Source organism: Amycolatopsis eburnea, assembly GCF_003937945.1.
Taxonomy (GTDB): Bacteria; Actinomycetota; Actinomycetes; order Mycobacteriales; family Pseudonocardiaceae; genus Amycolatopsis; species Amycolatopsis eburnea.
Window position 1 is genome coordinate 422709 of sequence record NZ_RSEC01000046.1, and the last position, 14486, is coordinate 437194.

The 14486-nt window shown below is 72.3% G+C and carries 12 protein-coding genes; 7 read left to right on the forward strand and 5 right to left on the reverse strand.

Annotated features, from left to right (window positions below):
- Positions 1 to 38 precede the first annotated feature (38 nt).
- The 4 genes from EIY87_RS21240 to ggt all read right to left on the reverse strand — a co-directional run bounded on the left by EIY87_RS21240 (position 39) and on the right by ggt (position 4915).
- Positions 39 to 536 carry a flavoprotein gene (locus tag EIY87_RS21240; protein ID WP_125310842.1) on the reverse strand — a complete coding sequence of 166 codons (498 nt, stop codon included), beginning with the start codon at positions 534 to 536 and terminating at the stop codon, positions 39 to 41.
- Positions 533 to 1957 (reverse strand): RsmB/NOP family class I SAM-dependent RNA methyltransferase, encoded by a 1425-nt coding sequence (locus tag EIY87_RS21245; protein WP_125310845.1) that lies wholly within the window; start codon positions 1955 to 1957, stop codon positions 533 to 535. Before EIY87_RS21245 ends, EIY87_RS21240 begins: the two co-directional genes overlap by 4 nt.
- Positions 1954 to 2880 (reverse strand): methionyl-tRNA formyltransferase, encoded by a 927-nt coding sequence (gene fmt, locus EIY87_RS21250; protein ID WP_125310848.1) that lies wholly within the window; start codon positions 2878 to 2880, stop codon positions 1954 to 1956. Before fmt ends, EIY87_RS21245 begins: the two co-directional genes overlap by 4 nt.
- Before the next feature lie 235 nt (positions 2881 to 3115).
- Positions 3116 to 4915, reverse strand: a complete 1800-nt coding sequence (gene ggt, locus EIY87_RS21255) for a gamma-glutamyltransferase (protein ID WP_125310851.1) — start codon at positions 4913 to 4915, stop codon at positions 3116 to 3118.
- Positions 4916 to 5121: 206 nt separating this feature from the next.
- Between ggt and EIY87_RS21260 the strand changes: the two genes are divergently transcribed.
- The 6 genes from EIY87_RS21260 to EIY87_RS21285 all read left to right on the forward strand — a co-directional run bounded on the left by EIY87_RS21260 (position 5122) and on the right by EIY87_RS21285 (position 12085).
- Complete coding sequence (locus EIY87_RS21260; protein ID WP_125310854.1) at positions 5122 to 5937, forward strand: lysozyme; 816 nt, start codon at positions 5122 to 5124, stop codon at positions 5935 to 5937.
- A gap of 78 nt (positions 5938 to 6015) precedes the next feature.
- Positions 6016 to 7365, forward strand: a complete 1350-nt coding sequence (locus tag EIY87_RS21265; protein WP_125310857.1) for a C15 family peptidase — start codon at positions 6016 to 6018, stop codon at positions 7363 to 7365.
- A gap of 36 nt (positions 7366 to 7401) precedes the next feature.
- Positions 7402 to 8073, forward strand: coding sequence for a Crp/Fnr family transcriptional regulator (locus EIY87_RS21270; RefSeq protein WP_158641324.1), 672 nt, complete (start codon positions 7402 to 7404; stop codon positions 8071 to 8073).
- A 93-nt stretch (positions 8074 to 8166) separates the two neighbouring features.
- A complete protein-coding gene (locus EIY87_RS21275) occupies positions 8167 to 8967 on the forward strand; it encodes a hypothetical protein (protein ID WP_125310862.1) in 801 nt (266 codons plus the stop codon).
- Positions 8964 to 10847, forward strand: coding sequence for a hypothetical protein (locus EIY87_RS21280; RefSeq protein WP_125310864.1), 1884 nt, complete (start codon positions 8964 to 8966; stop codon positions 10845 to 10847). The genes EIY87_RS21275 and EIY87_RS21280 overlap by 4 nt, the downstream gene beginning before the upstream one ends.
- Complete coding sequence (locus EIY87_RS21285) at positions 10844 to 12085, forward strand: hypothetical protein (protein ID WP_125310867.1); 1242 nt, start codon at positions 10844 to 10846, stop codon at positions 12083 to 12085. The genes EIY87_RS21280 and EIY87_RS21285 overlap by 4 nt, the downstream gene beginning before the upstream one ends.
- Before the next feature lie 6 nt (positions 12086 to 12091).
- On the opposite strand, the gene EIY87_RS21290 is transcribed toward EIY87_RS21285, so the two are convergent.
- A complete protein-coding gene (locus tag EIY87_RS21290; RefSeq protein ID WP_125310870.1) occupies positions 12092 to 13399 on the reverse strand; it encodes an MFS transporter in 1308 nt (435 codons plus the stop codon).
- Between the two features lie 128 nt (positions 13400 to 13527).
- Here EIY87_RS21290 and EIY87_RS21295 point away from each other — a divergent pair, with 128 nt between their 5' ends.
- Entirely contained in the window at positions 13528 to 14406 is an 879-nt protein-coding gene (locus EIY87_RS21295; RefSeq protein ID WP_225439963.1) for a PaaX family transcriptional regulator, read from the forward strand.
- Positions 14407 to 14486 lie beyond the last annotated feature (80 nt).

Here is a 14486-nt window from a genome sequence, read left to right on the forward strand (position 1 = left end):
GGTAGCGTGGAAAACGGGGGCGCCCCCGCGGCCGGGGGTCAGGGCAGCAGGTCGAGGGCCTCGGTCCACGGCCGCCGGAGGTCCAGCCGGTGCAGCGTCACCCCGGCGCCCGCGAGGGTGTCGAGGTGGCGCTGCCACGCCGGGTGGTGCGCCCGGGTGTCCTGGATCTGGTACGCCACCACGATCGTGATCCCCGGCGCGCCCAGCACGTCGCCGAGCACCGTCAGGGCCTGGTTGTCCGCGATGCCGAGCGCCAGCTTCGCCACCGAGTTGGCCGACGCCGGCGCGAAGAGGAAGACGTCCGGGTCCGGGTGCGGCCGCGGCTCCCCCGGCAGCCGGGAGACGCTGCGCACCGGCAGGTCGGTGCACGCGGCGACCTCCGCCAGCGCGCCGGTGGACTCCAGCCAGCGCATCGCGGTCGGCGTCAGCGTGATCGCCGTCCGCCAGCCGCGGTCGGCGGCGGGGCGGGCCAGCTCGGCGGCGAACCGGACGTCCAGCCCGCCGCACGAGCCGGCCACCAGCCCGAGGTTCCTCACGGTTTGCGCAGCACGCCGCAGAACATCGCGTCCGTGCCGTGGCGGTGCGGCCAGAGCTGCACGTACGGGCCGTCGCCGAGCTCCGGGACGCCCGGGAAGAACTCGCGCGTGTCCAGCACTTCGGCCTTCAGCCGGCGCGCGGTCTCCGTCAGCACGCCCTCCGTTTCGGCGAGGTGCGGCGAGCAGACGACGTAGGTGAGCGCGCCGCCGGGCCGCAGCAGCGCGTACGCCGCGCTGATCAGCTCGCCCTGCAGCTTCGTCAGGTCCGCGACGTCGGACGGCTGGCGGCGCCAGCGCGCTTCCGGCCGCCGCCGCAGGGCGCCGAGGCCGCTGCACGGCGCGTCGACGAGGATCCGGTCGTAGCCCGGTTCCAGCCCGCTTTCGCGCCCGTCGGCGACGTGCACCTTCACCGGCAACCCGCTCGTGGCCTTCTCGACCAGCTTCGCGCGGTGCGGCGCCTTCTCGACGGCGTCCACGGTGGCCCCGCTCAGCGCCGCCAGCGCGCCGAGCAGCGCGGCCTTGCCGCCGGGGCCGGCGCACAGGTCGAGCCAGCGCTCGTCGGAACCCTCGACGGGCACCGTCGTCGCGGCGATCGCGCAGAGCTGGCTGCCCTCGTCCTGGACCGCGGCCAGCCGTTCGCGGACCGGCTCGGCGTCGGCCGGGTCACCGGCACCGGCGGGCAGGCGCACGCCATACGGCGAGTACGGCGCCGGGTCGCCGCCGGTGATCGCGGCGAGCTCGTCGGCGCTGATCTCCCCGGGCCGGGCGACGAGGTGCACCTCGGGCCGCGCGTCGTCGGCTTCGAGCGCGGCCTTGAGCCCGGCGCCCTTGTCCCCCAGCGCTTCGGCGAACGAACGGGCGATCCAGCGCGGGTGCGCGGTCCGCAGCGCGTAGGCCCCGATCGGGTCGGCCGCCTCGTCCGGCGCGAGCTCGTCGAGCCACGCCGCTTCGTCCTTTTCGGACACCTTGCGCATGATCGCGTTGGCGAACCCCGTTGCCCACGAACCGGCTTCCGCCCGGACGAGGTCCACAGTGGACGTCACGGCGGCGTGCTCGGGGATGCGCGTGCGCAGCAGCTGGTAGGCGCCGAGGCGCAGCGCGTCGAGCACCGCGGGGTCGGTCTGCGAGAGCGGGCGCTCGGCGCAGGCGTCGATCACCGCGTCGAGCAGGCCCTGGGCCCGCGAAGCGCCGTACGCGAGTTCGGTGGCCAACGCGGCGTCGCGGCCGGTGATCCGCCGCTCGCGCAGCAGGTCCGGCAGGACGAGGTTGGCGTAGGCGTCCTTGGTCCGCACGGCGGCGAGGACGTCGAACGCGGCCTGCCGCGCCGGGTCCACCGACGGCGGGCGCCGCGGGCCTTCCTTGCGCGGTGCCGGACGGCCCCGCTGCGGCCGTGACGGACGTCGTTCCCTGTGGTCGTTCACCGGAGGCGCTCTCCCTGGTCGATCCTCGTACCGCGCGCCCAGTCGGTGGCCGCCATCCGTTTCTTGCCGGGTGCCTGGACTTCGCCGAGCCGCAGCGGCTTCGTCGCCGTCCCGACCAGCACCCGTTTGCGTTCCACCACGATCTCCCCCGGCGGCGGGCCGGGTTCGTCGAGCACGGTGACCGGGCCGAGCTTGAACCGCTCGCCGCGGAACTCCGCCCACGCGCCCGGGTCCGGGCTGACCGACCGGATCTGCCGGTCGACCGCCGACGCCGGGTCCGCGAAGGACACCCGCGCGTCCTCGACGGTCACCTTCGGCGCGTAGCTGACGCCCTCGGCGGGCTGCTCGCGCGCGACCAGGCTGCCGTCGGCGAGACCGTCCATGGTGGACAGCAGCAGCTTCGCCCCGGACTCCGCGAGCCGCCCGAGCAGCCCGCCCGCCGTGTCGGTGGCCCCGATGGCCTCGGTGACGACGCCGTAGACCGGGCCGGCGTCCAGCTCCTTGACGATCCGGAAGGTCGAGGCCCCGGTGATCTCGTCCCCAGCCCGGATCGCGGCCTGTACCGGCGCGGCGCCCCGCCACGCGGGCAGCAGCGAGAAGTGCAGGTTCACCCAGCCGAGCCGCGGGATGTCGAGCGCGGCCTGCGGCAGCAACGCTCCGTAAGCGACGACCGGGCAGGCATCCGGCGCGAGCTCGGTGAGCCGCGCGAGGAAGGCCGGATCGCTCGCGCGCGCCGGCGTGAGGACCTCGATGCCGTGCTCGTCGGCGAGCGCGCCGACGGGCGAACGCACGACGCGGCGGCCGCGCCCGGCCTGCGCATCGGGACGGGTGACGACCGCGACGACGTCGTGCCGCCCGGAGTCGAGCAGGGCGCGCAGCGCGGGGACCGCCGGTTCGGGCGTGCCGGCGAAGACGAGCTTCATCGGCCCACCCCCGGCGGGAGCGGGGATTCAGGTGGCTGGAACATCGGACCCGAGTCTAGAAGGCCCGCTTCAGCAGGGCGCGCTCAGCTCGGACCTGGTTGTCCACAGCGCGGTGGCGCTGTGGACAACCGGGCCCTGGGGGCGCGGTTTCCCGGGTTGTCGTCGGGGGGTGCCGATAGGCTGGACAAGGGCACGCCCCCCAGGGAGGGCGGGGGCTGCTGCCGGCGGGGGCTCGCTACCAGCGCGTCGGCCACACCACCTGCGCCGCCCCCGTCCCGCGCCGCACCGGTTCCGCCGCCGCCAGCCAGCGGCCGTCGCGCAGGTGCTCCACCCCGGTCGCCGCGCCGATCTCGGCCGGTGCCGTCGAGAAGCCCTGGCCGCGCGCCCGCAGGTCCGCCGTCTCGGGCTGGTCCAGGAACGCCTGCTCGACCTGGGCGGCCGCCGAGTTGCGCTGCGACGCCCGGGGCGCCGCGATCGCCTCCTCCAGGGACAGGCCGCGGTCGAGGCGGCCGAGGAGCACCTGCAGGACCGTCGTGATGATCGACGCGCCGCCCGGGGAACCGGTCGCGAAGAACGGGCGGCCGTGGTCGAGGACGATCGTCGGGGCCATCGACGAGCGCGGGCGCTTGCCGGGGCCCGGCAGGTTCGGGTCGGGCACGCCCGGCGTCACCGGCGTGAACGAGAAGTCGGTCAGCTCGTTGTTGAGCAGGAACCCGCGGCCCGGCACCACGATGCCGCTGCCGCCCTCCTGCTCGATCGTCAGCGTGTACGCGACGACGTTGCCCCACTTGTCGGCGACCGTCAGGTGGGTGGTGTTCTCACCCTCGTACGGCGTCGGCGCCGCCGTCGTCCCCGCCGCGCACGGCGTGGGGTGGCGGGGGTCGGCCGGGGCGACCGGGCTGGTCGCGGCCTTGTCCTTCGAGATCAGGCACGCCCGCGTGTCGGCGAAGCGCTGGCTGAGCAGCTCCCGAGCCGGGACGTCGACGAACGCCGGGTCGCCGATCCAGCGGTTGCGGTCGGCGAAGGCGAAGCGGGTCGACTCCAGGAAGTACTGCAGGTAGTCGGCCTTGCTCGCGTGCTTCAGGTCGAAGTTCTCGAGGATGTTGAGCGCCTCGGCGACGGTCAGCCCGCCGGACGACGGCGCGGGCATGCCGTAGACGTCGAGGCCGTGGTAGCCGGTGTGCGTCGGGCGGCGCTCGATCACGTCGTAGGCGGCGAGGTCGCCGGTGGTGAGCTTGCCGGGCCGGACGTTCAGCGTCGAGGCCGGGTCCACCGGCGGCTGCTGCACGGTCTTGGCGATGTCCGCGCCGATCGGGCCGTCGTACAGCGCGCCGACGCCCTGGCGTTCCAGCTGCGCGTACGTCGCGGCCAGGTCGGGGTTCTTGAAGACCGTGCCGGGCGCCGGCGGGGCGCCGTTCGGCAGGTAGAGCGAGCGCGTCGACGGGAACGCCGAGAACCGTGCGGCGTTGTTCGCGATCTGCGTCTGGAACGTCGAGTCGACGACGAAGCCGTTGCGCGCGAGGTTCTCCGCGGGCTTCAGCGACTTCGCCAGCGAGCGCGTCCCCCACTTGCGCAGCGCCTCGGACCACGTCGCCGGCGTGCCGGGCACCCCGACGCCGAGCCCGCTGGTGACCGCGTCGGCGAACGGCAGCGGCTTGCCGTTCTCGACGAACAGGTTCTCGTCGGCGGTCGACGGCGCGGTCTCGCGGCCGTCCAAAGTGTGCACACGGTGCGTCTTGGCGTCGTAGTAGACGAAGAACCCGCCCCCGCCGACGCCGGCGGAGAACGGGTCGGTGACCCCGAGCGCGGCGGCGACCGCGACCGCCGCGTCGACGGCGTTCCCGCCGTCGCGCAGCACCTGGGTGCCGATCGCGGTGGCGTCGGCGTCGATGCTGGCCACGGCACCGCCGAAGCCGACGGCGACCGGCGACTTGGGGGTGGGGGTGGCCGCGGAGGCGGGCCCGCTCGCGACGGTGGTGACGAGCGCGGCGGCAGCGGCGATGACGAGGGTTCGGCGGCATCTGAGCGCGGGCATGCGGGCGAGTCTGCCTCTTGGCTTCCCCCGCTACAAGACGCCAACAGGGCCGATACACCCGTTTCGTCAGCTTTTCACACAGTTCAGGGGTTCTGGAAATTAAATCACATGGAGCAGTGACGTTGCCGTACCCGCTGTAACAGAATCGTGCGGCGCGGCCCTGCACTGCCGCGCACAGCGAGGGCAACCGGAAGGAACAACTCAAGATGACTGCACCACGACGGTGGCGCCGCCTGCTCGGCGCCGCACTCGCGGTCTCGACCTCCCTGCTGGTCGCGACCGCCACCGGCGCCGAGGCATCGCCGCCGCTCCCCCAGCAAGACGCCACCGGAAACCACGAAATGGGGGCGGCGATCCGCGCCCACGACGGGGTGGCCCCGGCCGGCTTGGCGCCGGCGTCGGTGGACTCGAGCGTCCCCGGCATCGATGTAAGCGCTTACCAGGGCAACGTGAACTGGGCGTCGTACTGGAGCGCGGGCAAGAAGTTCGCCTACGTCAAGGCGACCGAGGGCACCGGCTACACGAACGCGTACTTCAGCCAGCAGTACACCGGTTCGTACAACGTCGGCATGATCCGCGGCGCGTACCACTACGGCCGCCCGGACACCTCGGGCGGCGCGGCGCAGGCCGACTACTTCGTCGCCCACGGCGGCGGCTGGTCGAAGGACGGCAAGACGCTCCCCGGCACCCTTGACATCGAATGGGGCCCGAACAACGCCTGCTACGGCAAGACGCCGTCCCAGATGGTGGCGTGGATCAAGGCGTTCAGCGACGAGTACCACGCGAAGACGACCCGCTGGCCGGTCATCTACACGGCGACGAGCTGGTGGAGCCAGTGCACCGGCAACACGGGCGACTTCAGCTCGACGAACCCGCTCTGGGTGGCGCGCTACGCGTCCACGGTGGGCACGCTGCCGTACAACTGGGGCTTCTACACGTTCTGGCAGTACAGCTCCTCGCCGATCGACCAGGACACCTTCAGCGCGGACATCACGCGCCTGAAGGTGCTGGCGACCGGCTGATCCCGACTTCCGCGGGTTACGCGGGTGGCGCGGTCGGCGGAAGACTCGGCCGCGTCACCCACGCCGTGGAGGGAAACCGTGCGCCTGACCGCCCTGCTCCCCCTGCTCGCCGCCGTCCCGCTCGTCGCGTTCCCGGCCGTGGCCACCGCCGCGCCCGGCTGCTTCGACGCGGCCGCACCGCTGACCGTGGAAGAACAACGCCTGACCGCGACCCTGCCCGCGGGCGGTCCCGCCGTCGGACCCGAACTGGTCCGGCTGGCCGGGCTCGACCCGCTCGTCGCCGAGGTGAAGCACGACCTCTGCGCGGCGCGCACCCCGCGCCGGGCCGAGCGCCTGCTCACGCGAGCCGGCGACCGGCTGTGGCGCACGGCCGTCGACCGCGCGCAGGGCCGCCGTCCCGACCTCGGCACGCTCGACCGGTTCGACGACCGGCCGCTGTACTGGGCGCGGCTGCAGCTGAGCAGCGCGATCCGGCAGTGGCGGCCGGCGTTCGAGCTGCCGGACCGGACCGCGCTGCTCACGGCGTTCGACCGCGGCTCCCGAGGGCTCGACGACGTCCGCTTCCCGCTCGGCAAAACGCGGCGAGTCATGGTGAGCGGCTTCGACCCGTTCCAGCTGGACGGCCGCGGCCTCTCGATTTCGAACCCCGCCGGGGCGTCGGCGCTGCAGCTGGACGGCCGCGTCCTGGACACGCCGTCGGGCCCGGCCGTCGTCCAGGCGGTGAGCTTCCCGGTGGTGTGGGGCTACTTCGACGACGGCATCGTCGAAGCGGCATACGGCTCGGCACTGCGCGACCGCGCGCGGCGGCCGGACGTCGTGCTGACGATCAGCCAGGGCCGCCCGAGCCGCTTCGACGTCGAACGCTGGGCGGGCGCGTGGCGGGGTGGCTTCCCGGACAACAACAACGCGTCGGTCACGGGCGGTGTCCCGCCGGCCGCGGGCTGGCCGCAGCCGGACGTCCAGTTCATCGAGACGACGCTCCCGTACGCGCGGATGACCGGGGTTCCGGGCGCGTACCCGGTGAACTTCAACCAGGCGTTCTGCGTGTGGCCGGATTCTTCGCACCCGGGCAGCGGAACGCCGGTGTGCCGTTCGGACGCCCCGGCCCCCGGCGAGATCGCGGCTTCGGGCGGGGGCGGGAACTACCTGAGCAATGAATCGATGTTCCGCGCGAACCGGGTCCGGCTGGGGCTGGGCCTGACGTCGGTGGCGGGCGGGCACCTGCACACGCCGGTGCTGGGACAGCCCGCCGACCCGGCGGCGCTGACGGACCCGGCGTTCGAGTCCCGGCGGCAGGCGATCGCGGCCCAGGTGATCTCGCTGACGGCGGCCGCGGCGGGCGGGCCGGACGCGGGAATCCCGCTGCGCCAGACCGAATCCCCGCGTGCGGCGCTGGAGTCCTTGCCGGGCACGGTGGTGAGCCGCTGAGCACCTGCGCACGATCCCTCATTGTGCGCACGAGCCGTGAAGGGTATATCACCAAGTGTGACACGAGGGTTTCGCGCGCTTCTGGGTGAGGATCGCTGGAGCAGGCTCCTGGAATACGGGGTCGACAAGGCGTACCCGCCGGGCCACTGCCTGTTCCGGCAAGGTGATCCCGGCTCGGCAGTTCTCGCTCTGGTTTCCGGACGCGTCAAAGTCCTCGGAACCGAGCCCGACGGCGGCAAACTGCTGATCACATTGCGCGGAGCCGACGATCTGATCGGCGAGGTCGCCGCCCGGCGGTTGTCGAAGCGCACCGCCACCGTCGAGACGATCGATCGCTGCACGGCACGAGTGCTTTCCGTCGACCGGTTCAACGCCTTCCTAAGCCGGCACGACGGACACTCGGTGCTCACCGACTACCTGGTCACCAAGCTTTCCCAAACGGTGCCGTACCAGGTGGAACTCGTGCACTTCAGCCCCGAACGCAAGATCGCGCGGCTGCTCCTGGAAGTCGTGGCCCTCGCCGACCGGTCCTCGGCGAACCCGGACCACATCCCCTTCTCCCAGCAAGAGGTCGCCGACGCGCTGGGCATGGCGCGCAGCACCGTCGCGCTGCACCTCCAGCGGCTCCGCGAGTCCGGCGCGCTTCGAGCCGGACCGCGACTCGCGGTCTCCGACCTCAGCACACTGAAAGCATCCGCCGGAGTGTGACGCACGACACTTTTCAACTGTCCGACGCCGGACAACGCCCGGTCGCGAACCTCGGCACCCTCGTCCTCGCAGCTCGACGACGAGGAGAAACAAGTGCCGCGAACAGCCACCGAACTGCCCCCTTACCGCGCCCTGCTCGCCGTGGACATCCGGGACTTCAGCGGATCCCTCGGCAGGGACCACGCCCGGATCACCGATGCGGTGCCGAAGATCCTGCGCTCCGCGTTCCAGCGGTGCGGTCTCGCCGAAACGTGGCAGGAGATGCGCTTCGGCTTCGGCACCGGCGACGGCTACGCACTCGGTCTTTCCTCGGCCGCGTTGCCGTTCCTGCTGAACCCGTTCCTCCCGGCACTGCAGGAGGAACTCGTCTACCGCGACGAGGTGAACGCCGACCCGGTGCCACTGCGGATGCGCGTCAGCGTCCACGTCGGCCCGGTGACGGATTCGGGAGAGGGGCTGCTCAGTGAAGGCAGTGGAACCGCTCGCATCGAAACCCACCGGTTGCTCGACGCGGAGCCGGTGCGCGAGCTGCTGAACCGGTCCGGTCCGATGACCCGGGTCGCGGCGATCGTGTCCGCCCGAGCGTACGAAGACGCCGTGCTCTCGGGGTACGCGGCGGACGCACCCGAGCACTACGTGCCCGCGCCGGTGAAGGTCAAGAAGCTGACCGACACCGGCTACCTCCGGGTGCCGTCCCCCAGCGGGGACCTGCTCCGTGACGGTTTCCTGCCCCGCATCACCGACCCGGCGGTCGTCGGGGACGAAGGCCACCGCGGCGACGAGGCGGACCGGTCGGGCGCAGGACCCCGGAACGCCTACACCTTCCGCGGTCCGGGCTACGTCCACGGTGGCACCGGCGACCAGTACAACGGACCTCACCCCACGAAGCCGTGATCACCGTGCCGGACAGCTACACATTCGAAGGCCCGGGCTTCGTTCACGGCGGCACCGGCGACCAGCACAACCACTTCGTCGTCGAGATGCGGCGACGGCGACCCGCGCAATTCGTGGCCGGGGAACACATCAAGTGGCTCGCCGAGCGGTTCGTCTGGCCCGAGCCGCTCAGCCGGAGCGCGTTGCGGGACTCGCACACCCTCGTCCTCACCGGTCCCGAAGGCTCCGGCCGCCGCAGCGCCGCGCTGATGTGCCTCACCGAGAAGGCGACGCTGGACGCCGGACGCCTGCGCGAGCTTTCCGACCGCAGCGAAGACGGCGAACTCGCCTTGGACCCGGCAGACATCAGGCCAGGTGAGCGCCTCCTCCTCGACCTCACACACACCGACGACCACCACGTCCGCGAACTCCGCCGCCAGCTCGAAGGGTTCCGCGCCGCGGTGGACGACCAAGACGCCCGGCTCGTCGTGGTGGTCCGGCGCGAGCAACGGATCCTGTTGCCCGAATCGCTCCTCGCCACGGTCATACCGATCGACCGGCCGTCCGGACCCGAGGTGTTCGAGGCCTACCTGTCCGCCGAAGGGCTTTCGCTGCCCAAACCGCTTCCGGCGCTCGACGCGCTCGCTCCGTTCCTGGCGACGTCACCCATGAGCGAAGTCGTCGAACTGGCTTCCTTGACCGTGGCCGAGGCTCGGAGGACCGGACGCGGCACGGTCGCCGAGTGGGCACGAGAAGCAGTGGCGGCGCACTCCGAGCGAGGCGAACAAGCCGCCGCTTTGTTCCGCGAGCACCAGGATCCCGTCCTGCGGGCGCTCCTGGTGGTATCGGCCTTCCTCCCGGGCGCGACGCTGGACGCGATGGTCGAGGCCGAAGGCGCTTTCAGCCGGCTCGTAAACCTCCCCCGAGAGGACAAGCACGTTCTCGACGGGGCTTATCTCGCCGAGCGGATGGCGAAGATCCGGCTCCACACCGACGGCCGCAAGGCTGTCGAATTCAAGGACCTGGCCCTGGACAAGGCCGTGCGAACGCACTTCTGGACCTACTTCCCGGAGCTGCGGGAAAAGATGTCCGAGTGGGTGGCGGCGGTGACCGCTCTCCCGGTTGTCGGCGCACCCGCCGCCGCGGCCCTCGCGGATCATTTCGCCGACCAGGTCCTGACGACGGGCCCGGTCTCGCCCCTCCAGGACCTGGCACGCCGGTGGTCCGTGAACGGCGACCAGAAAGTCCTCGCCCTCCAGGTTCTGGACGCCGGCCTGCAACACGCCACGTACTCGCCGGAGTTCCGCAAGTTCGTCTACGACCAGGCTCGGAAGCCGAACATCGAGGCCGGCTTCGCCGAAGTGCTGATCGAAGCGTGCACCGAAACGATCGCACCGGAGCGGCCGACCCAGGCGATGGTGCGCCTGCACTACTTCACCAGGCACAGCGACCTTTCCGTCCGTGCCTTGGCACAACGGCGGCTGCTCGCCCTCGTCACCGCGCGGGGTTTCGAGCGATGGCTGCTCCACCGGCTGGCGACCGTCACCGCACAGCCGACGGACGACGAGCTCCTGCTGGAGCTGGACATCCCCGCTCGGCTCGCCGCCGAACGCAGCGCCAAGACCAACCTCGGCACCCTCTGGCGCCGGCTGCTCGGGAACGGGATCGACACGTTGCCCGAGGCGTCGGTGCAACGCTGGCTCGACCAGCACCCCGCCGTGCTCGTCGACGCGTGCGACGGGCAGGTACGCCTGCTCAGCACGCTGTACGCGTTCGCCCGCGACCAGGTCGACCGGGCTGTCGACGCGGAAGCGCGGCAGGCCCGGCGCGAAAGCGCGTTGACGCTCCAACATCTCATCGATGCCGCAATGGCACCCGTCCAGCCCGAGGAGCTGCGATGAGCAAGAACACCACCGAAACGATCGCGGGTGGCGCCATCGCCTTGCTCGTGCCGCTGTGCGTGGGCTTCGCCGCGGACTGGCCCGCCTGGGTCACCGTCTCGGCGGCCGTGGTCGCCTTCCTCGTCACGTTGTGGGGGCTGCGCAACTACCACTTCCGCACCGAGCAGGCGCAGCTCCGCGCGGAAAACGCCTACCGGCAGCAGATGGCAGCGCAGCAAGCGCCGCCACCGCCGCCTCCGCCGGCGCCCGGCCCGCCGCCGAGCCGGGCCGTCGCCCCGATGTCGCTGCCCAGCTCGTTGGAAGGCATCCCGTTCACCTTCGGGTGCACGGTGCACTGGGATCCCCCGGAATTGCGGCTCGACCGGGGACACGCCGATCCGGCCGCGGTCGCCACCGCGGCGATCGTGGAACGAGCCCGGGAGATCAGCCAGTCGCACCACCCGGACGACGACGCCGTCGTCCACGCGCTGGCCGCGTCCCTCGGGCGGCCCGCCGCCACGCCCGACCGGCTGCTGCAGGCGTGGGCGACCGACGTCAGAACCCAGGTCGGCCAGCACCACCGCGAGCACCTGAACGCCCTGGCCACCTTGCGACGGCAGCAACAACTGCAGGAACAACGCATCGCGAACCAGCGCATGGTGCGCGCGTACCTGGGCGACGAGGTCCTGACCGACGTCGGCAGCACCGTCGTGTGGTGGCTCGCGCGCAACGAAGAGGAAGTACGCGAGACAGTCGACCTCATCGGAACGCTGGCACGGCTGTCCGCGGCGGCCAACAACCAAGAGGTCGACGAGTTGTTCCGCCACCTCGTGCCCGAACACGCCGCTCCGCGGCCGGCCGTGCCGCCGCAGCCGTTCTTCACCCCGCCGGAGCCGGCGTTCTTCGTCGACGCTGCGGGCGAAGTCAACCCGGTGGCGGAGGACCGGGGTGGCAAGGTCGACCTGCTCCCCGATCCCGGCGATTCCCAGAACAGTCTCTTCGGGCACCAGCTGGCGAATCTCGTCGAGCGGCACGGGCACTCCGACCTGGCACAGGAGTACCGCGAGCGGTACCGGACGGTCGACGCAACCGGACCTTCCAGCTCGGCCGCTCCTCCTGAAGAGCAAGGTGGCTTCTTCGAGCCCGAGCCGCCCTCGACCGAGCCTCCGACGGGGAATGACGGCGCCCCCTCGTCGCCGGAGGCCCCGGATCGGGAACCGGACAGCGAAGACCGGCGTGACTGGGGCGCGGGTGGCTAGCTGAGGTCAGCGGGTCCCGCGGATCCCCTCCGGCGCGGGCGCCACCACGCCGTCCGGGTCGTCGGCGAGGTCGTTGCGGTGGCTTTCCGCCAGCGCGAGCACGCTCAGCACGGTGAGCAGGCAGCACGCGGCGATCACCGCGGAGATCACCAGTGTGCCGGCGCCGGCGATGCTCGCGAACACCACCGGGGCGATGCCCGCGCCGAGGCCGGCGATCTGGTAGCCCAGTGACGCGCCGGTGTAGCGCGTGCGGGTGCCGAACAGCTCGGTGCACAGCGCGGCCAGCGGTCCGTACATCGCCGGGTGCGCGATCGACTGCCCGAGGACGAGCGCCAGGACCAGCAGGCCCGCCGAGTGGCTGTCGACCATCGGGAACAGCAGGAAGCCCACCAGCGCCGTGGCCACCGCGCCGCCGATGACCACCGGGCGGCGGCCGATGCGGTCCGACAGCGCCGAGAACCCGATGATGCCCGCCACCGCTCCCACCGAGGACACCGTGATCGCGTTGAGCACCGTCTGGCGGGAGAAGCCCTGGCCGACCGCGTAGGCGAGGACGTACGTGGTGAGCGTGCCCTGCGCGACGAACGCGCCGAAGCCGACGCCCACCGCCAGCAGCAGGTTCTTCGGGTGCCGCCGCAGCACCTCCAGCAGCGGGGCGCGCGACGGGCGGCTCGTCGCCGCGAAGACCGGTGTTTCGGTCACCTTCAGCCGGACGAACAGGCCGATGGCGAGCAGCACCACGCTGAGCAGGAACGGGATCCGCCAGCCCCACGCCAGGAACTGCGCGTCGGTCGTCACCGCGGCCATGAGCGTCAGCATCAGCGTCGAGACGACCATGCCGCTGGGGGCGCCGGCGTTGGTGAAGCTCGCCCACAGGCCGCGGCGGGTGGTGGCGTGCTCGGCCGACATCAGCACCGCGCCGCCCCACTCGCCGCCGACCGCGACGCCCTGCAGCACGCGCAGCACGATCAGCAGGATCGGGGCCAGGGCGCCGGCCTGGGCGTACGTCGGGAGCACGCCGATCAGCGTGCTCGCGAGGCCCATCATCGTCATGGTGATCACGAGCATCCGCTTGCGGCCGAGCAGGTCCCCGAAGTGCCCGAAGACGATCCCGCCGAGCGGGCGGGCCAGGTAGCCGGTGGTGAAGGTGCCCAGGCTCGCGATCGTGCCGATCACCGGGTCCAGGCCGGAGAAGAAGACCTTGGAGAACACCACGGCCGACGCCGTGGCGTAGAGCAGGAAGTCGTAGTACTCGATCACGCTGCCCAGGTAGCTGGACAGCACCGCCCTGCGCAGCTGCACGGTGTCCGTCATCGCGTGTCCCGCCTCGTCGCCGACCGCCGGATGCGGACGTGGCCTGCGCCACATCCGGCGCAAACATTAAGCACATCGATGACTGCGGTCAATACTGTGCCCAACATCGACTCGCTTATGCTGGCGCGGTGACCACCGTGGCCGACCACGAGACCGAGCAGGGCGACGACCTCTCCCCCGGCGGGACCCCGCGCCCGCAGGCGCTGCTGCTCGCGTTCCTCGGCGCGCACGTCCTCGGCCACGACGTCCAGGTGGCCACGGCGAGCGTGCTCGAGGTGCTCGGCCGGGCCGGCGTCTCCGAGCACGCGGCCCGCTCGACGCTGAGCCGGATGGCCCGGCGCGACCTGCTGCGGCGCACCCGCCGCGGCCGCAACGTCTACATCGGACTGACCGGCCGGTCGCGCGCGATCCTGCTCGACGGCGCGCACCGCATCTGGCACCTCGGCGCGGTCGACCACGAATGGGACGGCACCTGGACCCTGCTCGGCTTTTCGATGCCGGAGTCGTGGCAGCGCCAGCGCCACGTCCTGCGCTCCCGCCTGCTGTGGGCCGGGTTCGGCAGCCTGCAGAGCGGGCTGTGGATCGCACCCTCCACAGTGGACACCGCGCCGCTGCTGGACGGCCTGGGCACCGACGGCCACGTCAAGGTGTTCCAGGCCCGCGCCCTGCCGCCGACGGAGGTCGCCGAGATCGTGCAGGAGGCGTGGGACCTCGAGCGCATCGCGAGCCACTACCGCGGTTTCCTGGACCGCTGGGGCGACCCGGGCGAAGCGGCGGCGCAGGCGCCGGACAGCCTGGCCCGCCACCTCCGGCTGGAAGCCGACTGGCTGCAGACGATCCGCACCGACCCCCGGCTCCCCCGGGACCTCCTGCCCTCCGGCTGGCCCGCGGAGCCGGCCCAGGACCTCTTCCGCGGCGCGAGCACCGAGCTGAAGCGCGCGGCACGGGACATCGCCGGCGGCATCCTCGACACGATCCCCGACGAGCCTGCCGGGCAGGACGGCTGACGGCCCGCCGCACCGAGCGCCGGTAAGCCGCGCCCGCGGTCGGCGAGGTCGCCGCCATACGGCCCCGCCGGAGCCCCGAC

Coding starts and splice junctions, on each gene's coding strand:
- fmt (WP_125310848.1), bottom strand. CDS start 2,880: ATGAAGCTCGTCTTCGCCGGCACGCCCGAACCGGCGGTCCCCGCGCTG.
- ggt (WP_125310851.1), bottom strand. CDS start 4,915: ATGCCCGCGCTCAGATGCCGCCGAACCCTCGTCATCGCCGCTGCCGCC.
- EIY87_RS21260 (WP_125310854.1), top strand. CDS start 5,122: ATGACTGCACCACGACGGTGGCGCCGCCTGCTCGGCGCCGCACTCGCG.
- EIY87_RS21285 (WP_125310867.1), top strand. CDS start 10,844: ATGAGCAAGAACACCACCGAAACGATCGCGGGTGGCGCCATCGCCTTG.
- EIY87_RS21290 (WP_125310870.1), bottom strand. CDS start 13,399: ATGACGGACACCGTGCAGCTGCGCAGGGCGGTGCTGTCCAGCTACCTG.